This window comes from Halosimplex aquaticum (assembly GCF_028747785.1).
GTDB classification, from domain to species: Archaea; Halobacteriota; Halobacteria; order Halobacteriales; family Haloarculaceae; genus Halosimplex; species Halosimplex aquaticum.
In genome coordinates this window covers 2,943,431-2,970,365 of the sequence record NZ_CP118158.1, presented here as the reverse complement: position 1 = coordinate 2,970,365, position 26,935 = coordinate 2,943,431, and the positions used below count along the sequence as shown (strand labels likewise).

General features: G+C 69.3%; 25 protein-coding genes. 14 read left to right on the top strand and 11 right to left on the bottom strand.

The window, feature by feature from the left end:
- Positions 1-84: 84 nt before the first annotated feature.
- Together PSC72_RS14920 and ahaH are read right to left on the bottom strand one after the other, a co-directional pair.
- Positions 85-2,322 (bottom strand): V-type ATP synthase subunit I, encoded by a 2,238-nt coding sequence (locus PSC72_RS14920; RefSeq protein ID WP_274322212.1) that lies wholly within the window; start codon positions 2,320-2,322, stop codon positions 85-87.
- Positions 2,309-2,641 (bottom strand): ATP synthase archaeal subunit H, encoded by a 333-nt coding sequence (ahaH, locus tag PSC72_RS14915; RefSeq protein WP_274322211.1) that lies wholly within the window; start codon positions 2,639-2,641, stop codon positions 2,309-2,311. The genes PSC72_RS14920 and ahaH overlap by 14 nt, the downstream gene beginning before the upstream one ends.
- 243 nt (positions 2,642-2,884) lie before the next feature.
- Between ahaH and PSC72_RS14910 the strand changes: the two genes are divergently transcribed.
- The gene (locus tag PSC72_RS14910) at positions 2,885-3,502 is read left to right on the top strand and encodes a methyltransferase domain-containing protein (RefSeq protein WP_274322210.1); all 618 of its coding nucleotides are present in this window, start codon (positions 2,885-2,887) and stop codon (positions 3,500-3,502) included.
- A gap of 246 nt (positions 3,503-3,748) precedes the next feature.
- Here PSC72_RS14910 and PSC72_RS14905 read toward each other — a convergent pair whose 3' ends face one another.
- On the bottom strand, positions 3,749-5,083 hold the full coding sequence (locus PSC72_RS14905; protein WP_274322209.1) for a DUF7094 domain-containing protein: 1,335 nt from the start codon (positions 5,081-5,083) through the stop codon (positions 3,749-3,751).
- Positions 5,084-5,227: 144 nt separating this feature from the next.
- Here PSC72_RS14905 and PSC72_RS14900 point away from each other — a divergent pair, with 144 nt between their 5' ends.
- From PSC72_RS14900 to PSC72_RS14880, 5 genes are all read left to right on the top strand, one after another.
- Positions 5,228-6,568, top strand: coding sequence for a helix-turn-helix transcriptional regulator (locus PSC72_RS14900; protein ID WP_274322208.1), 1,341 nt, complete (start codon positions 5,228-5,230; stop codon positions 6,566-6,568).
- A gap of 100 nt (positions 6,569-6,668) precedes the next feature.
- Positions 6,669-7,460, top strand: coding sequence for an electron transfer flavoprotein subunit beta/FixA family protein (locus PSC72_RS14895; RefSeq protein ID WP_274322207.1), 792 nt, complete (start codon positions 6,669-6,671; stop codon positions 7,458-7,460).
- Entirely contained in the window at positions 7,457-8,410 is a 954-nt protein-coding gene (locus tag PSC72_RS14890) for an electron transfer flavoprotein subunit alpha/FixB family protein (protein ID WP_274322206.1), read from the top strand. The genes PSC72_RS14895 and PSC72_RS14890 overlap by 4 nt, the downstream gene beginning before the upstream one ends.
- A gap of 551 nt (positions 8,411-8,961) precedes the next feature.
- Positions 8,962-9,621 (top strand): HAD family hydrolase, encoded by a 660-nt coding sequence (locus PSC72_RS14885; protein WP_274322205.1) that lies wholly within the window; start codon positions 8,962-8,964, stop codon positions 9,619-9,621.
- A gap of 181 nt (positions 9,622-9,802) precedes the next feature.
- The gene (locus tag PSC72_RS14880) at positions 9,803-10,645 is read left to right on the top strand and encodes a polyprenyl synthetase family protein (RefSeq protein WP_274322204.1); all 843 of its coding nucleotides are present in this window, start codon (positions 9,803-9,805) and stop codon (positions 10,643-10,645) included.
- 33 nt (positions 10,646-10,678) lie between these two features.
- On the opposite strand, the gene PSC72_RS14875 is transcribed toward PSC72_RS14880, so the two are convergent.
- The gene (locus PSC72_RS14875; protein WP_274322203.1) at positions 10,679-10,867 is read right to left on the bottom strand and encodes a hypothetical protein; all 189 of its coding nucleotides are present in this window, start codon (positions 10,865-10,867) and stop codon (positions 10,679-10,681) included.
- A gap of 88 nt (positions 10,868-10,955) precedes the next feature.
- Positions 10,956-12,335 carry a heme-copper oxidase family protein gene (locus PSC72_RS14870; protein ID WP_274322202.1) on the bottom strand — a complete coding sequence of 460 codons (1,380 nt, stop codon included), beginning with the start codon at positions 12,333-12,335 and terminating at the stop codon, positions 10,956-10,958.
- Positions 12,336-12,460: 125 nt separating this feature from the next.
- Here PSC72_RS14870 and PSC72_RS14865 point away from each other — a divergent pair, with 125 nt between their 5' ends.
- The 4 genes from PSC72_RS14865 to PSC72_RS14850 all read left to right on the top strand — a co-directional run bounded on the left by PSC72_RS14865 (position 12,461) and on the right by PSC72_RS14850 (position 16,188).
- Positions 12,461-12,853 carry a DUF7383 domain-containing protein gene (locus PSC72_RS14865; protein ID WP_274322201.1) on the top strand — a complete coding sequence of 131 codons (393 nt, stop codon included), beginning with the start codon at positions 12,461-12,463 and terminating at the stop codon, positions 12,851-12,853.
- A 227-nt stretch (positions 12,854-13,080) separates the two neighbouring features.
- Positions 13,081-14,748 carry a thermosome subunit beta gene (gene thsB, locus PSC72_RS14860; protein WP_382261802.1) on the top strand — a complete coding sequence of 556 codons (1,668 nt, stop codon included), beginning with the start codon at positions 13,081-13,083 and terminating at the stop codon, positions 14,746-14,748.
- A gap of 266 nt (positions 14,749-15,014) precedes the next feature.
- Positions 15,015-15,179, top strand: a complete 165-nt coding sequence (locus PSC72_RS14855; protein ID WP_274322200.1) for a hypothetical protein — start codon at positions 15,015-15,017, stop codon at positions 15,177-15,179.
- 94 nt (positions 15,180-15,273) lie between these two features.
- The gene (locus PSC72_RS14850; protein ID WP_274322199.1) at positions 15,274-16,188 is read left to right on the top strand and encodes a DMT family transporter; all 915 of its coding nucleotides are present in this window, start codon (positions 15,274-15,276) and stop codon (positions 16,186-16,188) included.
- Positions 16,189-16,222: 34 nt separating this feature from the next.
- Here the strand turns inward: PSC72_RS14850 and PSC72_RS14845 are convergent, their stop codons facing one another.
- Positions 16,223-17,272 carry an ATP-binding protein gene (locus tag PSC72_RS14845; protein ID WP_274322198.1) on the bottom strand — a complete coding sequence of 350 codons (1,050 nt, stop codon included), beginning with the start codon at positions 17,270-17,272 and terminating at the stop codon, positions 16,223-16,225.
- A gap of 72 nt (positions 17,273-17,344) precedes the next feature.
- Positions 17,345-19,006 carry a sulfatase family protein gene (locus PSC72_RS14840; RefSeq protein WP_274322197.1) on the bottom strand — a complete coding sequence of 554 codons (1,662 nt, stop codon included), beginning with the start codon at positions 19,004-19,006 and terminating at the stop codon, positions 17,345-17,347.
- Positions 19,007-19,140: 134 nt separating this feature from the next.
- On the opposite strand from PSC72_RS14840, the gene PSC72_RS14835 reads away from it, so the two are divergent.
- From PSC72_RS14835 to PSC72_RS14825, 3 genes are all read left to right on the top strand, one after another.
- Positions 19,141-20,688, top strand: coding sequence for a hypothetical protein (locus tag PSC72_RS14835; RefSeq protein ID WP_274322196.1), 1,548 nt, complete (start codon positions 19,141-19,143; stop codon positions 20,686-20,688).
- A gap of 97 nt (positions 20,689-20,785) precedes the next feature.
- A complete protein-coding gene (locus PSC72_RS14830; protein WP_274322195.1) occupies positions 20,786-21,076 on the top strand; it encodes a CPCC family cysteine-rich protein in 291 nt (96 codons plus the stop codon).
- A gap of 138 nt (positions 21,077-21,214) precedes the next feature.
- Positions 21,215-22,681: an arylsulfotransferase family protein gene (locus PSC72_RS14825; protein ID WP_274322194.1), complete on the top strand. Its 1,467-nt coding sequence runs from the start codon at positions 21,215-21,217 to the stop codon at positions 22,679-22,681.
- Positions 22,682-22,723: 42 nt separating this feature from the next.
- On the opposite strand, the gene PSC72_RS14820 is transcribed toward PSC72_RS14825, so the two are convergent.
- Together PSC72_RS14820 and PSC72_RS14815 are read right to left on the bottom strand one after the other, a co-directional pair.
- A complete protein-coding gene (locus tag PSC72_RS14820) occupies positions 22,724-23,011 on the bottom strand; it encodes a hypothetical protein (RefSeq protein ID WP_274322193.1) in 288 nt (95 codons plus the stop codon).
- A gap of 84 nt (positions 23,012-23,095) precedes the next feature.
- Positions 23,096-23,776: a class I SAM-dependent methyltransferase gene (locus tag PSC72_RS14815; protein ID WP_274322192.1), complete on the bottom strand. Its 681-nt coding sequence runs from the start codon at positions 23,774-23,776 to the stop codon at positions 23,096-23,098.
- Between the two features lie 193 nt (positions 23,777-23,969).
- Here PSC72_RS14815 and PSC72_RS14810 point away from each other — a divergent pair, with 193 nt between their 5' ends.
- Positions 23,970-24,188, top strand: a complete 219-nt coding sequence (locus tag PSC72_RS14810; RefSeq protein WP_274322191.1) for a hypothetical protein — start codon at positions 23,970-23,972, stop codon at positions 24,186-24,188.
- A gap of 48 nt (positions 24,189-24,236) precedes the next feature.
- On the opposite strand, the gene PSC72_RS14805 is transcribed toward PSC72_RS14810, so the two are convergent.
- Complete coding sequence (locus tag PSC72_RS14805; protein ID WP_274322190.1) at positions 24,237-25,427, bottom strand: iron transporter; 1,191 nt, start codon at positions 25,425-25,427, stop codon at positions 24,237-24,239.
- 101 nt (positions 25,428-25,528) lie between these two features.
- A complete protein-coding gene (locus PSC72_RS14800) occupies positions 25,529-26,839 on the bottom strand; it encodes a DUF7405 family protein (RefSeq protein ID WP_274322189.1) in 1,311 nt (436 codons plus the stop codon).
- Positions 26,840-26,935: the final 96 nt, after the last annotated feature.

The following is a 26,935-nucleotide window of genomic DNA, read 5'->3' as shown; positions in this document are numbered from 1 at the left end:
AGACAATTCTCACCGCTGACGAGCGGGGATCCGGCCCCAACGAACGTGGCAGAAACCGCGGCGAAACGGGAGAGTCGGCGCGCGTTACTGGTCGCGAGTGAACACGCGCTCGCGGCCGAACGGCGAGTAGGTCTTGCCGTCGCCGTCGTAGAACTTCTCGAAGAACTCGAAGAACTCCAGGCGGATGGACTGGATGCCCGAGGAGGTGACCCCGAGGATGAGCACGACGAGGTGGCCGACGATGAGCACGAGGATGCCGAACACCAGCATCGCCGGACTGCCGTGAGCCATCCCGCCGAAGATGATCGACGCCTCCTCGTGGTGTTCGAGGACGTACTCCGGCCCGTGGGCGAGCATGTAGTGGTACTCGCCGTGGGTCTCGTAGGCGCCGAAGAACAGGAGATTGACCGCGAAGGCCATCCCCGCCTTGGCGAGCAGGACCGCGGCGATCCGCAGGTACGAGAGCGCGTGGGCCAGCACGACGTGGATCTCGATGAGTTCGTGGGCGGCGGGCCCGAAGGCCAGCAGCGCCATCCCGGCCAGCACCATCGCGGCACCGACCATCCCGACCTCCGTCGGGAACCCGGCGAAGCCGAGTTCGAACGCGGCGCCCTCGCCCTCGTTGAACACCTGATAGATGAAGTTCGGCTTGGGGCCCTCGAACCAGTCGCTGAAGATGAACAGCCAGAGGCCGTTCAGCGCCAGGATCCACGAGCCGCTCTCGAAGACCGCTTCCTTGGCGCCGTGCAGCGAGTAGTTCTCGATGAAGTTGAGGGTGTACGCCGTGTTCAGGTGCAGGATGCCGAACAGCACGCTCACGACGAACCAGGCGCGGGCCCAGTAGCTCGACGCGGGCGAGAGGCCCTTCTGGATGGGCGCGTGGTCCATGTGGAACACGCCGTGCCAGAGGTGCTCGGCGACCAGGTGCAGCCCGAATATCTCGCCGTAGAGGATGCCGAACACCGTCGTCGAGATCCCGGCCGCGATGGTGATGACGCCGAGGTTCTCGAAGGCGTCGGAGTCGAAGTTCTTGTAGATGTAGTAGCCGATAGCGGTGTAGATCAGCCCGTAGCCGGTGTCCCCGATGATGAAGCCGAACATCAGCGGGAACGTCAGGAAGAGGATGATGGTCGGGTCGAACTCGGAGTAGTTCGGACGCCCGACCGCCCTGGTGAGCAGTTCGAACGGCCGGATGACCGAGGGGTTGTCCTGGACGACCGGCGGGTCGTCGTGCTCGTTCATCGAGACGGTCCCGCCGTCGGTCCGCGCCTCCTGGGGCGCGGGCGCTTCCTCGGCGTCGGCCGCGCCGTCGTCTGCCTCGCCGTCGGCCGCCTGCTCGGGTTCGATGCCGCCGGCGGTCTCGGTCTCGGGAGCCTCCGCCTCCGTGTGGCCGTGACCGTGGCGGTCGTAGGCGGCCGTTTCGAGCTCCTCGATGTGGACGTGGCCGTCGACGGACTCCTCGACCGCGCGCTCGAACGTCTCGACTTCCCCGGTCGGGAGCCACCCCTCGGCGACGAACGCGTTGTCGGTCGTCGCGAAGGCGAGCGGCGCCTCGGCCTTCTGGGCGCGGATGTTGAGTTTCTCCTCGGCCGCCAGCAGGAAGCCGGCGACGTCGTAGCGCAGGTCCTCGAGCTGCCCCTCGACGGTCGAGCGGTTCGACTCCAGGGACTGTTTCTCGTGGCGCAGTTCCTCGAGGTACTCCGCGGGGTCGCCCTCGCCGTCCGGGACTTCGAGGACGGAGAAGTCGGCCTCGACGAGCGCGCTCTGGAGCGTGTCCTCGTCGGTGTGCGCGAACGCGGCGACGACGCCGTCCTCGGCGAACACCTGCGTCGCGGCGTCGAGGTTCGCGAGCGCGAGTTCGACCGTTTCGGGGTCGCCCTCGCCGACCTGGACCGCCAGCGAGTCGTACCCGTAGAGCAGGTCGAGGTCGATGCCGAGCGTCGCGAACGGTTCCAGCGCGTCGATGCGCTCCTCGATCGAGCGGAGTTCGTCCTCGATCTCGGTCCGTCGGTCGTCGAGCTCGTTGACTTCGGTCCGGATCTCCTCGAGTTCCGTCTCGAGGGTGTCGTCGGTGACGATCCGGCTCGGACCGGCGTCCTCGGGCTCGACCCCGAGGATGCTCTTGAGCGATCGGACGGTCACGAGCTTCTCGGAGGCGTCGTCGCCCCCTTCCATCGGGTTGCCGTTGTCGAAGCCCGGCCAGTGGCCGTCGTAGTCGTTGAGGTGCAACACGCGCAGGTCGTAGGCGGCCTCGATGACGTCGTCCATAACGGACTTCGCGCCCGTCACGGACACCTTGCTCATTCGCTTAGGTCTGAGCATGCACCGCCTCCTCGAACTGTGTCACCACGTAGTCGACTACCTCGTCGGTTCGTTCCTGTGCGCGCGCCTCGAGGTCCTCACGCTCCTCGGCTCCCCCTTCGAGGATGCGTTCGCGCTCGGCCTCGATCTCTTCGCGCGCCGCTTCGAGGCGCTCCTCGGCCTCGGCGTCGGCGTCTTCGCGCGCCTGTTCGCGGATCTCGTCGGCCTCGTCGCGAGCCGCCGCGATCGTCTCCTCGGCGTCCTCCTCGGCCTCGGCGACGATCTCGTCCGCCTCCTGTTCGGCGTCTTTGACTCGGTCGAGAACCTCTGGCCTTGGCATTTGCTAATCGTGGAGAGATCCGTTCAGGGCCTATTTGGTAGTTGCGAAGTGGGCCGGCCGAACGCGCCGCGAGCGCGCTCGTCCGCCGTCGCTACGCGCGACCCCGGTGACGGAAAGTGAGCCCCGCTCGTCGGCCCCGGCCCGGCCGTCGCTTCTCTTCCGCCGTCCGCCCCCAGCCGTTCGCTCGACGCCGAAGCGTCGGAAAACAGGGGAATTATGCCCGACTGGGACGAACGGCCGGCAATGGCCGTCCAAGACAAGACGCGGGCCCGCCTGTTCTACAAGTATCTCTCGAAGGTGTACGACCAGATCAACCCGTTCATCTGGACGGAAGAGATGCGGACGGAGGCGCTCGACCTCTTGGACATCGAGGAGGGCGACCGGGTGCTCGACGTGGGCTGCGGCACCGGGTTCGCCACCGAGGGCCTGCTCGAACGCACCGAGAACGTCCACGGTCTCGACCAGAGCGTCCACCAGCTGGAGAAGGCGTGGGCGAAGTTCGGCAAGCGCGGCGCCGTCCCGTTCTACCGCGGTGACGCCGAGCGGCTCCCGTTCAAGGACGACACCTTCGACGTGGTGTGGTCCTCGGGCTCGATCGAGTACTGGCCCGACCCGGTCGCGGCCCTCGCCGAGTGTCGCCGCATCGCGAAACCCGGCGGCCAGGTCCTCATCGTCGGCCCCAACTACCCCTCCAACACCGTCTTCCAGAAGCTCGCCGACGCGTTCATGCTCTTCTACGGCGAGCGCGAGGCCGACCGCATGTTCCGCGAGGCAGGTTTCGAGCAGTTCCGCCACGTAACGATGGGGCCCTCGTACAGCCCCGAAGTCGCCATCACGACCGTCGCAGAGGTCCCGGAGTAGCGACCGAAGGGCACGACGTAACGACGGACCGAAACGACCTACGAGCGTCCGTAGCGAGCGTTTCTGGCGCTGATTCTCCGCTGAAGAGCGCACAGTGGCGAGAGTACAGTGAACGAGAGTACAGTGAACGAGAGCACAGTGAACGAGAGCACAGTGAACGAGAGGGTCAAATACGCGACCGCGATCTCTACGGAGTTCGGTGGCCGGGTGTCCTCGCCAGCGGCGCGGCGCCGAGAACCGCCCCGGTCAGTCGGCGAAGAATCGCTCGGCGACGGTCCGGCCGTCCGGGGTGGTGATCTTGATCCGGACGGCCTGGTGCGGTGTCAGCGTCCAGAGACGGCCGTCGTCGCCGGTCGAACCGACCTCGTTGCCGTTGATCGTGACAGTCGCGTCGAGCGGTTCGCCGGTCTCGTTGTCGGTGACGGTGAGGTGCATGGGCCCGGTGGCGTGGGTGCGGTTGACGCGGAGGGCGACCCCGTCGCTGGCGTTGGTAGTCGTCCGCGTGGGAAGCGCACTGAGTCGCTTGGTCTGGAACTCGCGGAAGACGGACTCCGTGCGTCCGTCGAGGTACGTGTCGAGCGAGCCGTGGGGGTGGCCGACTTTGACGTAGTAGATCGAGGTGTTCCCGATCGTCTCGACGTCTGGACCCTCGCGGGCGTTGTTACTGACCCAGGGGTAGAGTTCGGTCATCCGACTGACCGCGGCCCTGACGCCGTTCGGAGTGCTCTCCGTGACGAAGCGGTCGGGACCGATCTTGTCGCGGTTGTCACCGATGTACGCCTCGCGGTAGTACTGCGACCCCTGAGTCGACGCCAGCACGATCCCGGTTTGGGACGTGACCGCGTAGACGGGCACTGGACCCCGGTCCCCAGTCATCGCCTGCGCCATCTGCTGGCGGACCGGACCGTGCAGCGTGAGCAGGTCCCCCTCGAGGTTGTACATCTTCGTCTTGAGATCCGATGGCAGCCCCAGCCCGGCGGCCTTTCTGACCCTGGCGAACTGCGACTCGATCGCGCGCGCCGCCGTGTCGATCGCTACCAGTTCTCGATAGAACGCCGCGGTCTCCATCTCGCCGCTGTTGTACTCGTCGATAGCCTGGTTGCGGCGCAGTTCGAGCTGCTGGACGCGCCGTTCGAGCCGGTCGACTTCCGACCGGAGCACGTTCATCCGCGCCTCGCGACCGGTGGTGTTCTCGTACCGCTGCTCGAACGTAAGCGACGCGTACTCGCTCCTGAGGGCGGTAACGTCCTGTTGAACCGCGCCGGCGATGTTCAGCGAAGCGCGGTCCTGGGCTGTCCGTTCGGCCGCCTCCTCCCGGATTTCGAGGTAGTTCGACGTGTTCCCCCGGAGACTGGCACCCACGATGGCGCTCTCGGTCGTTGCGGGCGGGCTCTCGTTGTCGACCGTGGACGAGAGGGCAGTCGCGAGATCCGGGGACGGGTAAGCAGTCGTTCCGACGGACGGCGCGGCCGAACCCGTGGACGGAGGCGGCATCGTCGAGGCGGCGCCGACGTGGGTAATCGGCGCCAACACGAGGGCTGCAGCGAGAAGCGCGAGGAGGACAGGACGGTTCCGTGGCATCGTCACGTCTCTTTCGTCCGCGATTACAAAAACCCATCTACTCTTAACGAGCGCGCGAGAGAGCGAGAGGTGCGCAGACGTTTCAAAAGCCTCGGAGACGTTTTAATGGAAAGCGTTTTCCCCCAGGCCAGGGATGGATGGAATATGTCCCCGCGGTCGTTCGTCGCAGTCGTCACAGCCCTCCTCCTCCTGGCGGGGGTCGCACCAGCGGCCGCTCTCGCCGGGGTGTCGGCGGGCTCGGACGGCGGCGCGGTCGCCGACGCGAACGCGCTCCCGCACAACAGCTCGCTCGATCCGGGCGAGTTGGAGATGCGAGTCGACTTGGCTGCGAACGGCGACGCGCGATGGCGAGTGAAGACCGCGGTCCCCGTCCGCGAGGGCGACGAGCAGGGCTTCCGCGAGCTGGTCGAGAAGTTCAACGAGAGCGAGTCACCGCTCGGGATCGACGCCTTCAGGGAGGCAGCCGCGAACGCGAGCGAGGCGACCGGCCGCTCGATGGAGATCAGGAACGTCGAGCGCCACCACGCGCTGCACAACGAGACCGGCGCACTGTGGATCACGTTCACGTGGACGAACTTCGGCCGGACGAGCGGCGACCGCCTCGCCGTCGACGACGTGTTCAACACGAGTTCGGGCCTGTCGCTCCCCCAGCTCAAGGCGGGGGAGACGCTCGTCATCGTTCCGCCGGAGGGGTACGGCGTCAGCAGCGCACCGACGGGGTCGAGTTCCGCCCCGTCGAGCCTCTCGAACGGCGTCGCGCGGTGGATCGGACCGCAGAACTTCGGCGATCGCGGGCCGTGGATCGTCTACTCTGGCGACGCGCCGACGGCGACGCGAACTCCGACCGACGCGAGGCCGAACGGAACGGCGTCGCCAACTGACGGTGGCCCAGGCACCGGGCCCGGGACGTCACCGGACGGCCCGGGCAAGGACTTGCTGCCGGGCGCGCTCCCCATGGCCGTGCTGATCGTGCTCGCGGCCGCGAGCGCCGCGATGCTCGCGGCCTACATGCGCGGCGAGGACGACGGATTCGACGGACTCGGCGCGCTCGTCGGATCCGGTGGGAACGACGGCGGGTCGAGCGCCGAGACCGACTCCGGAGCCGACTCTGGCCCCGACACCGGCGTCGAGGTGGACGCGGCCAGCGGGAGCAGCGCCCCGGCCGAGAACGGAAGCGGAGCCGACGACGGCGCCGCCGGTGCGGCTGCCGGCGCGGCCGCAGACGACGCGGACGAGCCGGCCGAGGACGACGAGATCGACGAGGAGTTACTCAGCGACGAAGAGCGCGTCGAGCGGCTCATCGAGCGGAACGGCGGGCGGATGAAACAGGCCGCCATCGTGCAGGAGACGGGCTGGTCGAACGCGAAGGTGTCGCAGTTGCTCTCCGCGATGGACGACGACGGCCGGATCGACAAGCTCCGGATCGGCCGGGAGAACCTCATCTCGTTCCCCGACGAGGATGTCGCCGACCTCGACTCCGAGTGAACTGCGGACTGGCCGGAGCGGGGATTTCGACGGCGAAAACGCCGAACAACGGGCTGATCCTCGGAAACGTTTAACCGCCGACCGGGCCAAGGTTCGATGCATGAAAGTCCTCGTCACAGTCACGGACGTGGCGGTCGTCGACGACGAGTTCGAGATAGACGGACTCGGCGTCGACGAGCGCTATCTGACCTACGAACTCAACGAGTGGGACGACTACGCCGTCGAGGAGGCCGTCCAGATCGCCGAGGCGGGCGAGGAGGTGGAAGTCGTGACCGTCACCGTCGGCCCCGAACGCTCCGACGAAGCCATCAGGAAGGCGCTGGCGAAGGGCGCGGACCGCGCCGTACGCGTCTGGGACGACGCCGTCGCCGAGCGGGACCTGCTCGACGCGGAGACCAAAGCCGACTTACTGGCGGCGGTCGCCCGCGAGGAAGATCCCGATCTGATCCTCTCGGGCGTCCAGAGCGGCGACGACAGCTTCGCGGCCACGGGCGTCACGCTCGCGGAGAAACTCGACATGGAGTGGGCCGCGGTCGTCAATCAGCTCGACCTCGACGCGGGCGAGGGCGTGGCTTCCGTCCACCGCGAACTGGAGGGCGGCGTCGACGAGCTGACCGACGTCGAGTTGCCGGCCGTACTGACAATCCAGACGGGTATCAACGAGCCCCGCTACGCCAGCCTGCGGGGGATCCGCCAGGCGCAGAACAAGCCGCTGGAGGTGAAGTCCCTCGGTGATCTCGGGCTCGACGAGGGAGCACTTGAGACCCCGCTCCGGTGGACGGCGACCTACGAGCCCGAGAGCGAGGGCGAGGCGACTATCTTCGAGGGGGACTCCGACGAGACGGCGGGTGAACTGGCCGGCGTGCTCCGCGACCAGGGGGTGGGCCAATGACGGTCCTCGCCGTCGCGGAGCACCGCCGCGGGGAGCTACGCGACGTGAGCCACCAACTGATCACGGCCGGTCGCGAACTCGCAGACGCGGTCGGGTCGGAACTGCACGTCGCGGTCGTGAGCGGCGACGTCGAGCGCTTCGGCGAGGACCTGAACCGCGAGGGCGTCGACGTCGTCCACACCGTCGACCACGGCGAGGAGTTCAACCACGACGTGTACGTCCAGGCCGTCGAGGCGCTGGCGACGGACCTCGACCCGGCGTACTTGCTCCTCCCGCACACGGTCAACGGGCTGGACTACGCGCCGGCGGTCGCCGAGCGCCTGGGCTACCCGCTGGTGACCGACGCCGTCGATCTGGCCGTCGACGGGGCGCTCGAGGTCACCCGCGAGATGTACGGGTCGAAGGTCGAGACGACCATCGAGGTCGAGAGCCGACCCGCGGCGGTGACGGTCCGGCCGGCCGAGTGGCCCGGCGCGCCCAGCGGCGGCGACGCCGTCGTCGAGCCCTTCGACGTGAGTATCGACGAGAGTGCCGTCCGCTCGACCGTGACGGGCTTCGAAGAAGCGGCCGGTGGCGACGTGGACATCTCGGAGGCCGACGTGCTCGTCTCCGTCGGCCGCGGTATCGAGGAGGAGGACAACCTCGACATCATCTTCGACCTCGCGGAGGCGATGGACGCCACGGTCTCGGCGTCGCGTCCCGTCGTCGACAACGGCTGGCTCCCGAAGAACCGGCAGGTCGGCCAGAGCGGGAAGGTCGTGACCCCCGACGTGTACCTCGCAATCGGCATCTCCGGTGCGGTCCAGCACGTCGCCGGGATGAAGGGAGCCGACACGATCATCGCGATCAACAAGGACCCCAACGCGCCCATCTTCGACATCGCCGACTACGGCATCGTCGACGACCTGTTCGAGGTCGTACCGGCGCTGACCGAGGAGTTCGGTGGATAGCACGGCTAGTTCCGTTTGTTTCGTACTTCGCAAGTCGAGTCTTCCGTTCATCTCGTCCTGCACGTTAAGCGGGTGTTTCTGGTTGATCCGAGGTGAAGAGAAGTTGATTGTAGACAACCCCTGGGGACAACAAGCGATGAAAGCCCTCGGCGCGCTCGCCCTTTCAGTCCGCCAGGACAGCGACTGCATCGCGCCTCACGCCTCCCCAGCCGATTGCGGTACTCGCTTCGCTGCGCTCCTCATCCCTCGCACGGCTTCGACTCGCGGCCCTCGCACTGCTCGGGCACGCTTGACAGCGCGCGCCACCGCGATTGGTCGCTTTATGGGCTGTACTGAGCATCCGGCGCCGAAGCGCCGGTTCACCGCTCGCGCCGACGGCGCGAGCGGCCTTTTTCACCCATGTTTTTGGCTTAGCGAGGGGCCGAAGGTCCCTCGGACCATGCGAACGGCGCGAAGCGCCGTGAGCAGACGGGGGCGGGGGTCGCCTGCGGCGACCCCCCGAGCGAAAAAGATGGTGTAAGACTTATCACGGCGCGTTCACAATGGCGGGTATGACTTACGATACCGTCGTGTTCGACAACGACGGTGTCCTCGTCGGCCGGACGCATTTCGACGTTCTCCGCGAGGCTACCGAAGAGACGTTTGCGCAGTTCGGCGTGACCGACCCCGATCCCGATCACGTCGAGGACATGACCATCGGCGCGACCCCCGAGCAGGTCCAGGCCGTCAGCGACGTGTACGGCTTCGAACCGGACCAGTTCTGGCGCGCTCGCGACAGCACCGTCTCGGGCGCCCAGCAGGAAGAGGCGCGCGCGGGCCGGAAGACGCCCTACGACGACGTCCACACGCTGGAAGACCTAGACGTGGCGACGGGGATCGTCAGCTCGAACCAGCAGGAGACGGTCGACTTCCTGCTGGAGCACTTCGAGATCGACGGACTGTTCGAGACGGCCTACGGCCGCGAGGCGACCATCGAGAGCCTGACGCTCCGCAAGCCCCATCCGCACTACATCGAGCGGGCACTGTCTGATCTGGACGCGGAGTCGGCGCTGTACGTCGGCGACAACGAGTCGGACATCGAGGCCGCCGAGAACGCCGGCATCGACTCGGCGTTCATCCGCCGGCCCCACCGCCACGACTGGGACCTCAACGTGTGGCCCACCTGGGATCTGGACTCGTTGGACGACCTCCACGACATCTGCGCGGTCTGAACGTCCGCGCGAACGGAGTGAGTGCGGTTCACCGAACCCGAGCGAAGCGAGGGTTCGGCCTTTTTCACCCATGTTTTTGCCGAGGGGGTTCCCCGCAGGCGCGCGCAGCGCGCCGAGGAAACCCCCTCGGGAAAAAGATGGTTCGTCAGGTACAAGCGGGACTGTTCCTAACCGTCGGGCGATGGAGTACCTGGAGAGTCGTCGGGGACGGGTCGAAGAGCGGCTGGAGGAGGTCCTCGACGGCGTCGAGCCCGACGAACTCGGCGAGGAGGTACGCCACGTCGTGCTGTCGGGCGGCAAGCGGGTGCGACCGACGGTGACGGTGCTGGTCTGCGAGGCGCTGGGCGGCGACGTCGACACGGCGGTCGAGTTCGCGGTTGGGATCGAACTCGTCCACAGCGCGTCGCTGGTCGTCGACGACATCATCGACCGCTCGGAGCTCCGCCGCGGGACGCCGAGCGCCTGGGCCGAGTACGGTCACGGCCCGGCGATCATCGCCAGCGACGGCCTGCTCGGCGAGGCCTTCGCCCTCTTCTCGGCCAACGAGCGCGCGATGCAGGCCGTCTCGGAGTCGATGGTCGAACTCGGCGAGGGCGAGGCGACGGAACTGGTCGCTCAGCCCGCCAGCGAGGACGAGTACATGGAGCTCGCGCGGCGGAAGACCGGCGCGCTGTTCCGCGCCGCGGCGGAACTGGGCGCCATCGCGGCGGAGGCCGACGCCTACACCGTCGAGAACTTCGGCAAGTACGCCGAGCGGGTCGGCGTCGCCTTCCAGATGCGCGACGACGTGCTCGACACGACGGCCGACGCCGACGAGCTGGGCAAGCCCACCGGCCACGACGCCGCGATGGAGCGCCCGTCGCTCGTCCAGGTCGCCGACCTGACGCCCGAGGAGGCCAACGAGCGCGCCCGCGAGCAGTCCCAGGTCGCGCTGGACGCGCTCGCGGCCGTCGACGCCGACGACTCGAAGGCGATGGACTACCTGCGCGACCTCGCGGAGTTCGTCGTCGTCCGCGAGCGGTGACCGGAGGTCGGATTCTCCCGGTCGTTGGGCCCGTTATTCCTCGTTCTCTGTCTCCGCCGTCTCGACGACGGCCTCGGCGCCGCAGTCGGGGCAGTAGTCGTGGTTCGTCGTGAACCGCGCGTCGCACTCCTCGCACCGGTAGTCGTAGCGCTCCTCGGCCGACTCCACGGCCGTCTGCTTGAACTGCTCGACCTCCCGACCGAGCCTGTTGAAGATGCCCATCTTTTCTGAGCGGAGGGGACAGAACGGCATAAGCGTTCGCTGGGGGCGCCGCCGAGAGCGCTATCGCGGCGGTGGCTCCAGCGTCTCGTCATCGAACGGCGTCTTCGGCGGCCGGCACGTCCTCGCCAGGGCTCTCGGCCGCCGCTCCGTCGTCGGCGAGCCGGGTGACGAGCACGCCCCGGAGCGAGTGCGGGCTGTGCTCGCGGACGACCAGAAGCATGTTGCCGGCGAAGAGCGCGAATCCGACGGTCGCGAGGGCGCCCGCGCCGGCGGTGACCGCGGCCGAGAGTCCGAGCGCATCGGCGAGGGCGAGGCCGACGGCACCGGCGAGGACGCAGGCGAAGTCGGCGGCGGCGACGCGGTCGTCGTAGAGGTCGTCGATCATCGGGACCTGCTCGTACCCCAGCAGGTCGCTGTAGCGGTGGACCCAGACGATGAACGGGACGACGTGGTAGAGGGTTCCGAGGACGACGAACCCGACGACGCCGAAGACGAGCAGGTGCGGCGGGCCGCCGCCGAACCGCGCCGTCGGAGCGAGGGGATCGACGAACCACACGCGGGCCGCGAGGACCGCCCACGCGGCCATCGCGGCGGCGACGACCGCGTAGCGCGAGAGCATCGGCGTCCACGCGACCTGCGTCTCGACCAGTCGGCGGGCGAGAACGGCGCTGAACCCCAGGAGCGCGACGGCGACGAGGAGGCCGCCGACGCGGGCGACGGGGGCCGAGCCCAGGAGTCGGCCGGCGGCGAGCGCGACGACGCCGACGGGGTAGCCGACTTCCTCGACGCGGCCGAGGTGCCGGTCGACGCCGTGTAGCTCGGTCTGGGTGAACATCGTGGCGAGCTGGTAGAGCGCGCCCAGGACCGTCGTGAGCACGGCGCCGAAGACGGCGAGCGTCACGTGGGCGGCGGCCAGTCGCGGCGGGGCGACGGGCGACCCCGCGAGGAAGGGGACGGCGTAGTTCATCGCGAGCGCGAACCCCATCGCCGGCACGGCGACGAAAAACCCCAGCGCGAGCGCGAAGTGGCGCTCGGTCACGTCCCAGGGCCGCGCGCGCAGGAGCGTGCGACCGAGGTTGTAGGCGAACGTCCAGAACCCGAGCAGTGCGAGGCCGCCGAAGGCGTGGACCCACGGGAGCGTTCCGGTCGCGAACGTCGCGGCCATTCCGCCGACGCCGGCGGTCACGAGCCACAACTGCGCGGTCGCCAGGCGTCGGGAGTGCAGCGGGGCGTTCGACCACACCGGGACGAACTGGGTCATCGCGCCCATGATCGTCACGCAGACCCACCCGGCGACCAGGAGGTGGACGTGCGCGAGCACGGACAGCCCCGACAGGGCGCCGACCGCGTCGAGCACGCCCGTCGCCCCGCCAGTGACGAGCAGGCCCAGCCCGACCAGAAAGTGCCGGAGCGGGACCGTCATCGGCGGCTGCTGGTCGGTGTCGACCTCCCCCGGAATCGCGCTCATGACCGATCGTACGTCCCCCGCGTTCCTCGACCTGTGGACGAACACGTTCGGTTCACCGGTCAGCGTCCGACGGGGGACGAGACGGTCGACCTGACATATAAGCCAGTTGCAACCCACGGATCGGTATGGGAGACCGCCGTCCCAATTACGCGCTCGTCCCGTTCCAGCAACACCTCGGGCAGAACGAGGAGAGCCTCGCCGTCCCGTGGGCGGAGTTCGTCGGCGACGAGACCGACGAGAGAGAGTTCACCGTCCCGACGGACGACGCCACCGACGCCTACCTCGAACTGCAGGCCTACGACGTCGAGGAGTACGGCCACGAGATACTGGTCAACGGCGCCTCGCTGTCGGGCTTCGACATCCCGCCCAGCGAGGGCTGGCAGCACTGGATGGACACCCTCTCGGGGATCGACCTCACCGAAGGCGCCAACACGATCAAGATCGAGCGCGACGCCACGACCACGGACGCGTTCGTCGTCGGCGTGGTCATCGTCCACTGGAAGGAACCCGCGAACTGACCACCGGCGGACCGCGATCGTCCGCCGAACCGCTCCTCACATCCGGCAGGCACGTATAAACCCCAGTGACAACCAGCCGCACACGTTGGTAACAGGTAGCACACTCGAACCGGGTAGCGGACGCGATATGCCGGTTATCCGGGAATACACGGCAGCTACGGCAGACGCCCCCGTCGGCCTCGAACACCCACTTTTATATAGAAGCACATTCATACTTCCGTACGAATATGAGTCAACAGCGAATGCAGGGTCAGCCCATGATCATTCTGGGCGAGGACTCCCAGCGGATGAAGGACAAGGACGCGCAGAGCCACAACATCTCGGCGGCCCGAGCGGTCGCGGAGTCGGTCCGCTCGACGCTCGGCCCGAAGGGGATGGACAAGATGCTCGTCGACTCGCTCGGCGACGTAACCGTCACGAACGACGGCGTGACCATCCTCACCGAGATGGACATCGACAACCCGACGGCCGAGATGATCGTCGAGGTCGCCGAGGCCCAGGAGGACGAGGCCGGCGACGGGACGACCACGGCCGTCGCTATCGCGGGCGAACTCCTGAAGAACGCCGAGGACCTCCTCGAGCAGGACATCCACCCCACGTCGATCATCCGCGGGTTCAACCTCGCGAGCAAGCGGGCCAAAGAGGAGATCGGCGAGATCGCCACGTCCGTCGACCCCAGCGACGAGGAGATCCTCGAGAAGGTCGCCGAGACGTCCATGACCGGCAAGGGCGCCGAGCTCAACAAGGACGTCCTCGTCGGCCTCGTCGTCGACGCGATCCAGGCGGTCACCGTGGAGGCCGACGACGGCAGCCACGTCCCCGACCTGCAGTTCCTCAACATCCAGACCCAGACCGGCCGCTCGGTCTCCGACTCCGAGCTGCTGACCGGCGGCACCATCGACAAGGACGCCGTCCACAGCGACATGCCCTCGACCGTCGAGGACGCCGAGGTCCTCCTGCTGGACACCCCCATCGAGGTCGAGGAGACCGAGACGGACGCCCAGCTCAACCTCGATAGCCCCGACCAGCTCCAGGACTTCATCGAGCAGGAGGAACAGCGCCTCCAGGAGATGGTCCAGACCATCGCCGACGCCGGCGCCAACGTCGTCTTCTGCCAGAAGGGAATCGACGACATGGCCCAGCACTACCTCGCCAAGGAGGGCATCCTCGCCGTCCGCCGCGTCAAGAAGTCCGACATCGAGTTCGTCTCCGAGGTCCTCGAGACCAACATCGTCTCCGACATCGACTCCGTCTCCTCCGACGACGTCGCCAGCGGCTCCGTCCGCCGCGACGAGGACGACGACATGTTCTACGTCGAGGGCAGCGGCCACGGCGCGACCCTCATCCTGCGCGGCTCGACCGACCACGTCGTCGACGAGCTCGAGCGCGGCATCAACGACGCGCTCGACGTCGTCGCCTCGACCGTCGCCGACGGCCGCGTCCTCGCGGGCGGCGGCGCCACCGAGGTCGAACTCGCCGGCCGCGTCCGCGACTACGCCGACTCCGTCGAGGGCCGCGAGCAGCTCGCCGTCGAGGCCTTCGCCGACTCCCTGGAGCTCGTCCCGCGCGTGCTCGCCGAGAACGCCGGCCTCGACTCCATCGACACCCTCGTCGACCTGCGCGCCGCCCACGAGGACGGCGACGAACACGCCGGCCTGAACGTCTACTCCGGCGACGTGGTCGACACCTTCGAGGCCGGCGTCGTCGAGCCGGCCCACGCCAAGGAGCAGGCCGTCTCCTCGGCCTCCGAGGCCGCGAACCTCGTCATGAAGATCGACGACATCATCGCTGCCGGCGACCTCTCGACCTCGGGCGGCGAGGAAGAGGGCGCCGGCGGTCCCGGCGGCGCCGGCGGCATGGGCGGCATGGGCGGCGGCATGGGCGGCATGATGTAGAAGCCACTTTTTGCTGAGGGGGTTTCCTCGCGGCCCTGCGGACCGCTACGGTGAACCCCCTCAGCAAAAACTTGGGGAAAAGCGCGAGCGCCGCTGGCGCTCGCGTGAACCGCGCGCCTTCGGCGCGCGGATGCTTACCCGTCGACCGCTGTACCGCCTCCGCGAACCGCCGACGGCTCCCGACACCTCCTCCGTCCGTCGACGGTTCCCGAATTCCGTTCGGACCTGCCCGATACTTTTTGCGCGCTCGCCGCGTTCGCTCTCGTATGTCTCCCGCCAGTTACACCTGTCAGTGCGGGGCGACGCTGCGGTACAAACAGGACCTCGTCAAGGAGCAGGGCGACGTCTACCCGACGTGGAAGTGCCGGGAGTGTCTATCGGAAGTCCCGAGCGTCCGCGCCGAACAGATCAAACACCAGCACCCGTCGTAGTCGCGCGGCGACTGCCGTAAGCCGCGGCCAACGGCCGTCGGCCTCGGTGGTATCTCCCCGTTACTTAACAGCGTGTGAGAACTGGTCGAGCGGTATGTCCCGGTCGCGAACGCTGGCGCTGTTCGCCGTCGTCACCGTGGTCTACGGGACCGCGTTCCCGGCGGTCAAGACCGGGCTCGACTTCGTCCCGCCGCTGCTGTTCGTCGCGATCCGAAACTACCTCGCCGCGGCGCTCCTGCTGGGGTACGTCGGTCTCACCGCGGCGTACCGGACCCCACGGACCCGGGGCGACTGGACAGCCGTGCTGACCGGGGGCGCGTTCCTGATGGGCGGGGTGGGGTTCGGGTTCGTCGGCCAGCAGTTCATCCCGAGCGGCGTGGCCGCCATCATCTTCAGCCTCTCGCCGATCGTCACCGGCGTGCTCGCCTGGGCGCTCCTCCCGGCCGAACGGCTCGTCGGTCGCGACTACCTCGGGATACTGCTCGGGTTCCTCGGCGTCGCGATCATCGTCCGGCCCGACCCGTCGGCGCTCCTCGATCCGGCCCTCGTCGGGAAGCTGCTGGTGTTCGTCGGCGTCAGCGTCGTCGCCCTCGGCTCCGTGCTCGTCAGGCGGAGCCGACCCGAGATGCCGATCCCCGCGCTGACCGGCTGGGCGATGGTCGTCGGGGCGACGATCCAGCTCGCGTTCGCCCTCGCGCTCGGCGAGTCGCCGGCGGCCGTCCGCGTGACGCCGCTGGCGATCGCCGTGGTGGGCTACCTGGGCGTGTTCCCCGGCGCGATCGGGTTCGTGCTGTTCCTCACGCTCATGGAGGAAGTGGGCGCGGTGAAGGCCAACCTCGTGACGTACCTCACGCCCGTCGTCGCACTCGTCGTCGGTTGGCTGTTCCTCGCCGAGCGGATCCAGCCGGCGACGCTGCTTGGCTTTCTCGTCATCGTCGCCGGGTTCGCGGTGCTCGAAAGCCGGGAGCTGGCCGCCGAACTCGCCAGGTATCGCGGGTTCGTCAGGTGAGTCGGGGCACCGAGAAACGGTGTCCGGTCCCGCGTTACCGGCCCATCCCGAACCGGCGGTGGCGCAGTTCGGGCGTGATCTGGATGCGGTCGATCTCCTGGCCGGTGCGGTACCAGACGAAGGCGGCGCGGGTGAACAGCTCGCGGCACTCGATGCGGACCTCGCGCGGGATGCCCTCGCTGCGCTCCGTGATGTCGCGGATGGCGGCCTCCGTGAACAGTTCGGGCCGCTGGTCCTCGTAGGGCTCGCCGCGGAAATACGCGAACGAGCGGGCGATGTACTCGGCGACGTCCTCGGGGCCGAACGGCTCGATCCCCTCGTAGTAGCGCAGCCGGGAGTCGAGCGTCCCGCGCAGGTCGGCGACGCGCTCTTTGCCCTCGGGCGTGCCCATCAGGAACAGGCGGACGCCCATGTCGCCCGCGACCTGCAGCGTCGAGAGGATCTCGGCGGGCAGCACCTCGATCTCGTCGACCAGAAGCAGGATGGTCTTGCCGTCGGCGCGGACCTCCTCGACGAGTTCCCGGGCCGCTTCTTTCGCGTCCTCGGTCGCCCACGGCACGCCGTCGCGGGTCTGCCAGTAGTCCCGGTCCTCGATCTCGTAGCCCGCCGCCTCGGCGGTCGTCTGGATCGTCGCGTAGAGCTTCCGGGGCGTGGTCTCCCGCGGGTTGTCGAGGATGGCGACGACGAAGTCGTCGTGTTCGCTCAGATCGCGGCGGACGATCTCGCGGAAGGCCGTCTTGCCGGTGCCGTAGTGACTGACCAGCCCGATGTGCTGTTCCTGGAGCAGCCAGCCGGTCACCTGGTTGAGCATCTCCGTGTCGTGGCGGACGTAGAGCGGCTCGGGCATCTGGTCGGTGCCCGCCTCCTCGGTGAACGGCAGGTCCGCGACCGTCTCCGGGTCGCCCCCCAGCGCCCGCCCGAACGCGAGCAGGCGGTCCTCGACCTCCGAGAGCTGATCCAGCAGGATCCCCTGACTGCGGTCTTCCTCGTCGTCCAGCGAGCGAATCTTCTCGACCAGGTCGCCGACGGATTCGGTCTCCCCCGCGCGCCCGTCCGCCGTCGGCCGGTCCGTGTCGTCTGTCATGCTGTTCGTCCGATCGGTACAGCGTTGACCGCCCGGACGGATAGCTTTTCTGACGGCCGGCCCCGAGAACGGTCACTCAGAGACGACGAACGTCCCGACCTGCTCGTCGCTCTCGGCGAACCCGTAGCGGATCGCCTTCGCGCGCACGACGGTCTCGCCCGCGGGCAACTCGACCGGGCCGGTGTAGAGCCGCCACTGCGGTTCGCTCCCGTCGTCCCTGACCAGGTCCTCCGAGAACGCGTAGCCGATCGAGGCCCCCTGCGTGGCGCAGTAGAACGACACCGTGGCCGGCCCCTCCAGGTTCAGCCCGTCGGTCCTGGCCGTTCGCTCGTCGTGATCGGGGCTGTTGACGACGAACCGCGGCGCGGCGGTCTCGGGCTGCTCGTCTCCCTGGTACTGCTCCCAGACCATCCGTTCCTCGGCGACGTCGCCGGTGTCGTCGACGCGCTCGCGCCACTCGTCGAGCGCGTCGCGGAACCGCTGGAGCGTGTCCGCGTACTCCGGGTCGTCGGCCAGATTGACGACCTCGTAAGGGTCCGCGCGGAGGTCGTAGAGTTCCTCCGCGGGTCGGCGGGCGTCGAACCACTGCTCGGCGCCCTCCAGGTCGCCCTCCCGGGCGCGTTCCAGGATCTGGCGCATCACCGGGTGGCGATTCCGGAAGGGGATCCACTGCCGGTAGGGCGTCCCCGGACGGTAGTGGCGGACGTACTTGAACCGGTGGTCGCGGACGGCCCGGACCATGTCGTAGGCCTCGTCGTACCGGTCGCGCGTGGCGAAGACGTACTCGCGCTCGTCGGCGTCGGGGCCGAGGAAGCGCCGGCCGCCCACGTACTGCGGCACGTCGAGCCCGCAGGCATCCATCGTTGTCGGGCCGAGGTCCATCATGCTCACGAGGCGCTCGTCGACGCCGCCGCCGTCGACTTCGCCGGGCCAGCGGACGATCAGGGGGACGTGGATCCCCCCGTCGTAGGGCCAGCGTTTGCTCCGGGGGAGCCCCTCGCCGTGGTCGCTCCAGAGGACGACGACGGTGTCCTCGGTCAGGCCGTCCGCGTCGAGCCGTTCGAGGAGCTCTCCGACCCACTGGTCGGAGCGAGCGACGTTGTCGTACTGCCGGGCGATGGCCATGCGGGTCTCGTCGGTGTCGGGGAGGTACGGCGGGACCTCGACGGCGTCGGGGTCGGTGTCCGGGTCGGCGACGGCCCCGCCGAACTGGTCGTCGGTGCCCGGTTCTGTGGGGTCCCACTGGCCGCTCTCGTGGGTGACACCGTTCGTGAACATCGCGAAGAAGGGCTGGTCGGAATCGCGGGCGTCGTCCCACCAGCCGGCGCCGTCGCCGTGGTGGTCCCACACGGTGAAGGGGGTCCCGAACTGGTAGTCGGCCTTCGAGTCGAGCGTGCAGTAGTAGCCGGCCTGCCGGAAGTACTCGGGGACGGCGGTGACGTAGTGGGGCGGCACGGCCTCGTAGGGCGTCGGGAGTTCGGGGGCGTCGTCGTTGGTGTGGGTCGTCCGCATGTGGTGGGCGCCGATGGCGTTCTGGTGACAGCCGGTCATCACCGCCGCGCGACTCGGCGCGCAGACCGGGGCCGTCGAGAACGCGTTCGGGTAGCGCCGGCCGTCCGCCGCGAGGCCGTCGATGTTGGGCGTCCGCGCGAGGTCGTCGCCGTAACACCCCAGGCGCGGCGTCGTGTCTTCCATCGCGATCCAGACGACGTTCGGCCGGTCGGCGCCGGGCATACCGGATCGCCGCCTGCCGCGGCCCTAAAGGTACTTGCGGGATGTTCAGCGGTTCTCGTGGTCCCGCCCGCTCCCGGCTGGGGTCCGCCTACGTCGCCGACAAGTATATGGCGACCAATCCGAATTGTCCGACGATGCGACGGTCCCCGTTCGCACTGGTCGCCGTCCTCGTCGTCGGCGCGGCAGTCGCACTAGTTCTCACCGGATCGGTGCCCCTCGGCGGCGGTCCCGCCGTCGACGGTACCCCCACGGAGTCGCCCGCCGACGCCGAGTTATCGGCCCCCGACACGCCGGCCGCGACTACCGCGACGGGCACACCGACGGCCACGCCCACGGCGACACCGGACCCCGACAGCGACGGGGACGGCCTCGACGACGCCGCCGAGCGCGACGAGTACGGCACCGATCCGACCGTCGCCGACACCGACGAGGACGGCCTCTCGGACGGTCGCGAACTCGAACTCGGGACAGATCCGGCCGCCGCAGACACCGACGGCGACGGCCTGCCCGACGGTCGGGAGCGCGAACTCGGGACCGACCCGGCCGCCACGGACACCGACGGCGACGGTCTCTCCGACGGTCGCGAGGCGGAGGGCGGAACCGACCCGACCACGGCCGACACTGACGGCGACGGCCTCGACGACGGCCGCGAGTCAGACCTGGGGACGAACGCCACCGCGGCCGACACCGACGGCGACGGGAGCCCGGACGGAACCGAGGTCGACAGCGAGACCGATCCGACGGTCGCCGACACCGACGGCGACGGCCTCTCGGACGGTCGCGAACTCGAACTCGGCACGAACGCAACCCTCGCGGACAGCGACATCGACGGGCTGGCCGACGCCGACGAACTCGAACGCGGGACGAACGCCACCGCGGCCGACACCGACGGCGACGACCTGCCCGACGGCCGCGAGTTCGAGTACGGCGCGGACCCGCTGACCGCCGACACCGACGGCGACGGTCTAGCGGACGGAGCGGAGGTCGACGCGGGCACGAACCTGACCCAGGTCGACACCGACCGCGACACGCTCTCGGACGGCGCCGAGGTCGCTGGCGTCACGGACGCGGGCGCACCCCTCCCCGACGCCGACCCGACGCGCGCGGACCTCTACGTGCAGGTCTCGGTGAGCGAGAACGCCGAGGCGTTCGAGGAGGACGAACTCGCCGCCCTCGAGGACGCCTGGGCGTCGATGCCCGTCGGCAACCCCGACGGCTCGACGGGCATCGCGGTCCACGTCGAACAGGACGCGCTGAACGAGTCGATCACCGTCTCGGACGACCGCGACTACTACGACCTCAAGCAGCGATACGACGGCGACGCGATGGGCAACCGGAGCGGCGTGTACCACCGCCTGGTGCTGGCCGACGTGGACGCCGAGTTCGCCGGTCGGGGCGCCACGCCGGGGACCTTCTCGCTCGTCGCGACGCAGTACCACACCGAGTTCAACGGGACGAGCTACCGCACGTTCGTCGCCGTCCACGAACTCCTGCACAACGTCGCCGGCCGCCTGGACGAGCGCAACCAGTGTCCCGAGGAGTTCGACGGCGAGGCCGCCGCCTACCACACCTGCGACGGCTGGCTCAGCTACGACACCCCCGGCGACTCCCAGTTCCTCCCCGAGGGCCTCGCGGCCGAACTCGAACGCGACGGCCTCCTGAAAGCCCGCGAGACCTGGTGACCCGACGGTCGCGCGGTCGCCCGATCTCGGCCCCGTCGAGCGGTCCGCGAGTCCGGCGGGCGTCACAGCTATCGGTCGAGCGACCGTACGGTCGGGCATGGCTGACTCACCCGGTAACCCGGCGGCGCGGGAGCTGGGATTCTGCCCCTGTTGCGGGTATCGGACGCTCCCGCCAGGTCGGCCCGGCTCCTACGACCACTGCCCGGTCTGCGACTGGCTCGACGACCCGGTGCAGTTCGGCGACGCCGACCACGTCAGCGAGGCCAACAGCGTCGCGCTCAGCGACGCCCGCGCCAACTTCCGCGAACACGGCGCCTGCGTCGAGGGCGCGGCGCCCAACACGCGCGACCCCGACGAGCCCCGCGACCCCAACTGGCCCTACGAGTGAGCCGCGCGGGAGCCGATCCGTTGACACCTTATCGTCCAGCGAATCGCGACGGCGTCGGCGCGCTCACCCCATCGATCCGCGCCCGCGAACCCACGACCCGAAGGCTTATTCGCCGACGCGGCGGACACACCTGCCACGATGGACGTTTCGCGCGGTAGTGCCCTGGTCCTGCTCGGCGTCGGCCTCGTCGTCGCGACGATGGCCGTCGGCGCCGCGACAGCCCCCGACCGTTCAGTCGGCGGCGTCGACGCATCGACACCGACGCCGACGCCCGCGGACGGCACCGCGACGCCGGACGGCTCGGACGGCGAGACGCCGACGGAGGCGCCCCTCCCCGAGTCGCCGCGGACGCTCGTCGGCGTCCAGGGCGGCTGGGTGACGCACGGGAGCGTCCTCGGCTACGACGGCGGGAGCGTCGAGTGGCGCAACACCCAGGCGGACGGCTACTTCGAGGTGACGCGACTCGACAACGGGACCGTCCTCGCGGCCTTCGCCAACGAGAGCTCCGAGGAGTGCGGCGACATCCCGGCGCCGTGCGCCCGGACGGGCTACCGGATCATCGAGCCCGGGAGCGGCGAGATCCGCTCGGAGTACAGCTTCCCGGTCCGCGAGATCACGAACCGCGAGGTCCACGCCGCCGACCCGACGGGCAACGGCGGCATCGTCTTCACGGACATGGACGAGGAGCGCATCGCTATCGTGGAGAACGGCACCGTCGTCTGGGAGTGGCACGCGAGCTCGTTCTACGAGGCGCCGGAGGACCCGACCAGCCGGGACTGGCTGCACATCAACGACGTCGACACCATCGGCGACGGCCGCTTCCTCGTCTCGGTGCGCAACGCGAACCAGATCCTCGTCGTCGAGCGCGGCGAGGGCGTCGTCGAGGTCGTCAACGAGGACACCGGGACGAGCGACGCCAACTGCCTCACAGATACCCGCCTGTACGACGCCGACGGCGACGGCGACGTGCGCTGTGGCGACCCGTCGGTGATCAAGGAACAGCACAACCCGCAGTGGCTCGGCAACGGAGCGGTGCTGGTGGCCGACAGCGAGAACGACCGCGTCGTCGAGCTCCACCGGACCGAGAACGGGAGCTGGGAACCGGCGTGGATCGTCGACGGCCTCCATTGGCCCAGAGACGCTGACCGCCTTCCCAACGGCAACACGCTAATTACCGATTCACTGGGCAAGCGCGTCATCGAAGTGAACCCTGAGGGCAAAGTCGTCTGGAGTGTCGCGACAGACGATGACGTCACCAGCGGACCCGGCATCCCCTACGAGGCCGACCGCCTGCCCTACGGCGAGTTCGCGGGGAGCTACGACGACGGCAACGAGACGCCCTCCGACGGGAACGGCACCGTGGGGCCGACGAAGACGCCGCTCCCGCGGATGAACGGGTCCGGCTCCCTCGGCGGCCCCACCGGCGGCGGGATCCCCCTCCTTTCGCTCGCGGTGGCCGGCATCCAGGGGAGCGTCGCGCAGGTGCCCTTCTGGTTCCGCGAGACCCACCTCGCCGTGTCGGTCCTCGGTCTCGTCCTCGTGCTCGTCGGCGGCGTCGACCACCTGCGCGCAACGCGTGACCGTCCCCTGATCGGGGGCGAGTGACGCCGTCGCGGCGGGCCCCCGACCGTCTACCGCTCCGGCCGCCTACTCCGAGAGCGTCCGCCAGCAGACCCACAGCCCCGCGAGCACCGCCGCCGGACCGACCGCGAGCAAGAGCGCCCGCGTCGCCGCCGGCACGACCGCGGTACAGCCGTGGGGCCAGGCGCCCTGTTCCACGCAGGCCTCCCCGGGCACCGCCGTGAGCGTGACGACCAGCCCGCCGAGGAGGAGCACCGCACCGGTCCGCAGCCGTCTCGCGGCGCGTTCTCGCCGCGCTACCTCCGCCCAGCGCTCGCGGACGGCCGCTCGCTCCCAGTCGGTGCCTCGTTCCATCCCGATCCGGAAGTGTGGTGTGGGATGCCAAAACAGTATCTTCCGAACCGTTGCCGGGTACTCAGGCGCGGCGGGCTCGGCGATTCACTCGGGGACCGTCCCGGTCGCGCGATAATACTCGTGGCGGGGTTCGCGCCCCCACAGCACCGGATCCGCGAGCGGTTCGTACTCGACGGACCGGAGGCCACAGGATTCGAGGGTGTCGCGCATCGCCCCGGGCGGTCGCCCGTCGTACATCGGCAGGTCCCCGTGGACCTCCTCGTACTCGTCCCACGGCTCGTCGTGGTCCCAGAAGCCCTCTATCAGGAGAATCCGTCCACCGGGTTCGACGACTCGCCGCCACTCACGGATCGCCCCCTCGGGGTCCGGAAGCGTCCAGACGAGGTGGCGCGCGGCGATGAGGTCGACGGCGCCGTCGCGAACGGGGAGCCGCTCCGCGTCGCCGCGAGCGAACGCGACCGAGGCGTCCGCCCGCTCGGCCTTCGCCCGCGCCCGTTCGAGCATCGCCGGCGCGAAGTCGACGCCCGTGACGTCGTGGCCCAGCGCCGCCAACAACAGCGAGACGACGCCCGTCCCGCAGCCGACGTCGAGCGCGCGACGCGGTCGCTCGCCCGTCCACCCGCGGAGGACAGACAGCCAGCGCTCGCGCTGGGCCGCGGTGTGGACGCCGTGGTGACGCTCGTCGTCGAACGTCGGCGCTCGGCCGTTCCAGTGCCGTCGAACGAGTTCCTTGACCTCGCCGTCGTCGCGGTCGGGTCGCGTCATGCCAGGTGGTCGCTCACTCGTCCCGCGGTATCCCCCGATCCGACAAAAGCCTACGGGGAAGGCGACCTGAGCGAGCGGGCCCAGGGGTTTCGGACGGCGTCCCGAACCGCGAGCGGCGACCGCCCGTGCGGATCGGCTCCCCAAATGTTTTGGAAGGAGGGTTATCGGGACCGGTGTCGAAGCAGATGTCAGGATGTCCGTACTCGAACGCGGTTCCCGGGAGGACGGTGCTCGCACGATCACCAGCGAAATGGTCTCCTGTCCGGACTGCGGGCACCCGACCGGTGTGCCGCTACCCCGGGAGAGCGCAGTCGTCGACGACGCGGCCGACGCCGACGGGGAGTCGCCGACCTGCTGCCCGGCCTGCGACACGTACTTCGACGTCCAGTACGCGTTCGAGCGCGGATCGTAGCGACCAGTTCTTTCCCCCATTGCCGGACGCATCGCCCGAGCGGTGGCGCTATTCGCCGGCCGTGATCGTCGTCTCGGAGAAGTCGACGAACGCCGTCTCGTAGCCTTCGTGTCGGGATATCTGCGGCGGTGCGCCGACCGAGAGCGTCAGTTCGTCGCCGGACCGGACGTCGGCGACGGCGCCGTAGTGGCAGCCGAGGTCGGGGTCGAACGCCTGGACGAGGCCGCCCTCGAAGACGGTCTCGCCGCCGCGATCGACCGTCGCGGACACCGAGGTCTCGGGGATCGGATAGCGGTTGTACGGCGTCCGCATCGAGACGGCGAGGTAGGACCCCGTCCCGGTCGCGGAGTCGCCCCCTGCCGAGTCGGTCGCCGTTCCGGTTTCGGCGGCCGTTCCGGTTGCGGTGGCTGTTCCGGCGTCGCTGTCTGTGCCGGTGGCGCTGTCCGCTCCCTCGTCGTCGGACTCGACGAACCCGGCGGGCGGCGATTCGAGGCGCGTGGCGACGAAGATGGCGTCGCCGCTTTTCGCCTCGCCGAGGACCGTCCCCGGCAGGTCCTCGGTCGCCGGCGCCTGGCCGACGGGGATCATGTCCATCTCCATCGGGTCGAGGGCGCCGCGCTCGCCCTGTCTGTCCTGTAGTCGCTCGAATCGGACCGCTTCGAGCGTCGACTGGGCGAAGTCCATCGTGAACGAGGCGGTCCCGAGTTCGCCGAAGCGGTCGCGGAACGCGCCGGTCCGGCGGACCGAGAACGGACTGACGGCGATCTCGACCTCGTAGGTGCCGTCGCCGTCGAGTTCGATGTTGTCGCCGGCGTGGACGCCCATGTTCTGCGAGAGCATCAGCCAGAGCGGCTTCCCGCTGACGAGCGTCTCGCCGTCTTTCGTGATCGTCGTGGTAATGGAACCGTTCGGGACGACGGTCCCCGTTTCGGCGTCCCACACCATCGTCATGAGGTGGACCGTGTCGCTGCCCTGGATCTCGACTTTCGTGGGCTGGTCGCCCTCGGCGCGCCAGAAGCGATGGGGATAGCTGTAGGTGAGCGCCACCTTGTAGTCGCCCGCGTCGGCCGTCCCGACCATCTCCATCCCCTCGACGTGCGTGGGGACGTAGACGGCGTCCGGCCGGTCCTCGACCAGCGGGGGCGCGCGGGCCGAGCGCGTCTGGAACATGGACCGACACCCCGCCGCACCCACGGACGCGGCCGCCACGCCCGCCGCGAGAAACCGTCGTCTGTACATGTTCGGCCCTAGCGGACGTACCTAAAAGCGGCTTCTGGTAGGCCTCTCGAAAGAGCGGGGGACGGCGCGGGGGCGAGCGGTGACCACGGGAAGTTGCGCGATCACTCGGACGGCCGTGGGGAGGGGAGCGCCCGGTTCTCGCGCGGCGGGAGCAGGTAGTTCCCGCGGCGGCGGACGGACATGTACTGGAGGATGCCGTTGTTCGAGCGCTGGCGGACGGCGGTGTCCTCGGCCAGGTCGCTCCCGTTCATCGCCTCGCGCGTCCGGACGAAGTCCGCGATGGACGACTGCAGCGAGAGGAAGTGGACGCCGGCCTGCCCGCCGTCGGTCGAGTCGAAGTCCCGCCGCAGGATGATCGGCGAGCCGTCCTCGCGGACGGTCGCGGTCTTCTGGGAGTGGCCGACGACGCCCTTCTCCCGCGCGTCGCTGTCCAGGTCCTCGGCGCAGGCCTCGACGCCGGTGTCGGTGCCGAGGTTGTCGCCGACGCCCTCGATGCGGTCCTCGTCGGCGTGGGCCGGGCAGAACATCGTCGCCTCGCGCTGCTCGCGGCTGTCCTGCTCGTACCACTGGCCGAGGTTGAGGTGGATCTGCGAGACGTGCTGGGTGGTCCCGCCGGCGAACGGTCCCGACCCGATTGTCACGCGGTCCTCGCTGGCCTGGTTGCCCTCGAAGCCGGACTTGAACCCCATGTAGAGCGGGCTGTCGTCCGGGACGGGTTCGGAGTCGGGGATCCCGTTGACGTCCTGGTTGTCGGCGGGGAGGCCCGCGCCGATGAATCCCGTCCGGCGGTTCGGGCCGTCCTCGGCGAGCGACGCCCGCTCGAAGACCCCCTCGACCGTGGCGTCCATCTCGCGGCCGTTGAGCGTCGACTGCTCGCCGAGGAGCGCCTCCTCGGCGGCGAGGACGACCGATCCGTAGTCGCTGGCGAGGTGGACGACGGCGTCGGGTTCGTCGGGCGCGGGGTCCTCGAAGGGCGCGAGCGGTTCCGGCGCGGGCAGGTCGACGCCGTCGGGCAGCGCGGCGTCGAACCGCTCGAAGTACGCCGGCGCGTAGCCGACGGTGAACAGCAGGCCGACCTCGCCCTCGTGGCGCCGCGGGTACGACCGCTCCAGGGACCGCAGCGCGGTCTCGACCGTCTCGCGGTCGGCGTCGGAGGGCGCTCCGTCGCCCGTGTAGTCGAGGTAGAGGAGGAGGTGGTGGCGCGGCTGGAGGTGGTTGCCGTGGTCGTCGGTCGAGAGGGCGGCGTTCCAGGCGTGCTGGCGCCGGGGCAGGGCCGAGAGGTCGTCGGGGCCCTGCGGGAGGTCGGGGTTCTCCCGGCCGAGGCAGGCCGACAGCGCGGACGCGCCGCCGATGGCGACGGCCGCCTTGACGAACTCCCGGCGGGAGACGCCGCGGGAGCGACTGGGTGGCATCGACGGCTCTAGCCACCGCGGCGACAAGGGGGTTCTGGTCGGTACGTCGAAAGCCGACCGGGACGCTGTGCCACCGGACGACGCAGGGATGACCGC

Excerpts from the sequence above, each read along its gene's own strand:
- PSC72_RS14920 (WP_274322212.1), bottom strand. The coding sequence starts at position 2,322 with ATGCTCAGACCTAAGCGAATGAGCAAGGTGTCCGTGACGGGCGCGAAG.
- ahaH (WP_274322211.1), bottom strand. The coding sequence starts at position 2,641 with ATGCCAAGGCCAGAGGTTCTCGACCGAGTCAAAGACGCCGAACAGGAG.
- PSC72_RS14910 (WP_274322210.1), top strand. The coding sequence starts at position 2,885 with ATGGCCGTCCAAGACAAGACGCGGGCCCGCCTGTTCTACAAGTATCTC.
- PSC72_RS14905 (WP_274322209.1), bottom strand. The coding sequence starts at position 5,083 with ATGCCACGGAACCGTCCTGTCCTCCTCGCGCTTCTCGCTGCAGCCCTC.
- PSC72_RS14900 (WP_274322208.1), top strand. The coding sequence starts at position 5,228 with ATGTCCCCGCGGTCGTTCGTCGCAGTCGTCACAGCCCTCCTCCTCCTG.
- PSC72_RS14895 (WP_274322207.1), top strand. The coding sequence starts at position 6,669 with ATGAAAGTCCTCGTCACAGTCACGGACGTGGCGGTCGTCGACGACGAG.
- PSC72_RS14890 (WP_274322206.1), top strand. The coding sequence starts at position 7,457 with ATGACGGTCCTCGCCGTCGCGGAGCACCGCCGCGGGGAGCTACGCGAC.
- PSC72_RS14885 (WP_274322205.1), top strand. The coding sequence starts at position 8,962 with ATGACTTACGATACCGTCGTGTTCGACAACGACGGTGTCCTCGTCGGC.
- PSC72_RS14880 (WP_274322204.1), top strand. The coding sequence starts at position 9,803 with ATGGAGTACCTGGAGAGTCGTCGGGGACGGGTCGAAGAGCGGCTGGAG.
- PSC72_RS14875 (WP_274322203.1), bottom strand. The coding sequence starts at position 10,867 with ATGGGCATCTTCAACAGGCTCGGTCGGGAGGTCGAGCAGTTCAAGCAG.
- PSC72_RS14870 (WP_274322202.1), bottom strand. The coding sequence starts at position 12,335 with ATGAGCGCGATTCCGGGGGAGGTCGACACCGACCAGCAGCCGCCGATG.
- PSC72_RS14865 (WP_274322201.1), top strand. The coding sequence starts at position 12,461 with ATGGGAGACCGCCGTCCCAATTACGCGCTCGTCCCGTTCCAGCAACAC.
- thsB (WP_382261802.1), top strand. The coding sequence starts at position 13,081 with ATGAGTCAACAGCGAATGCAGGGTCAGCCCATGATCATTCTGGGCGAG.
- PSC72_RS14855 (WP_274322200.1), top strand. The coding sequence starts at position 15,015 with ATGTCTCCCGCCAGTTACACCTGTCAGTGCGGGGCGACGCTGCGGTAC.
- PSC72_RS14850 (WP_274322199.1), top strand. The coding sequence starts at position 15,274 with ATGTCCCGGTCGCGAACGCTGGCGCTGTTCGCCGTCGTCACCGTGGTC.
- PSC72_RS14845 (WP_274322198.1), bottom strand. The coding sequence starts at position 17,272 with ATGACAGACGACACGGACCGGCCGACGGCGGACGGGCGCGCGGGGGAG.
- PSC72_RS14840 (WP_274322197.1), bottom strand. The coding sequence starts at position 19,006 with ATGCCCGGCGCCGACCGGCCGAACGTCGTCTGGATCGCGATGGAAGAC.
- PSC72_RS14835 (WP_274322196.1), top strand. The coding sequence starts at position 19,141 with ATGCGACGGTCCCCGTTCGCACTGGTCGCCGTCCTCGTCGTCGGCGCG.
- PSC72_RS14830 (WP_274322195.1), top strand. The coding sequence starts at position 20,786 with ATGGCTGACTCACCCGGTAACCCGGCGGCGCGGGAGCTGGGATTCTGC.
- PSC72_RS14825 (WP_274322194.1), top strand. The coding sequence starts at position 21,215 with ATGGACGTTTCGCGCGGTAGTGCCCTGGTCCTGCTCGGCGTCGGCCTC.
- PSC72_RS14820 (WP_274322193.1), bottom strand. The coding sequence starts at position 23,011 with ATGGAACGAGGCACCGACTGGGAGCGAGCGGCCGTCCGCGAGCGCTGG.
- PSC72_RS14815 (WP_274322192.1), bottom strand. The coding sequence starts at position 23,776 with ATGACGCGACCCGACCGCGACGACGGCGAGGTCAAGGAACTCGTTCGA.
- PSC72_RS14810 (WP_274322191.1), top strand. The coding sequence starts at position 23,970 with ATGTCCGTACTCGAACGCGGTTCCCGGGAGGACGGTGCTCGCACGATC.
- PSC72_RS14805 (WP_274322190.1), bottom strand. The coding sequence starts at position 25,427 with ATGTACAGACGACGGTTTCTCGCGGCGGGCGTGGCGGCCGCGTCCGTG.
- PSC72_RS14800 (WP_274322189.1), bottom strand. The coding sequence starts at position 26,839 with ATGCCACCCAGTCGCTCCCGCGGCGTCTCCCGCCGGGAGTTCGTCAAG.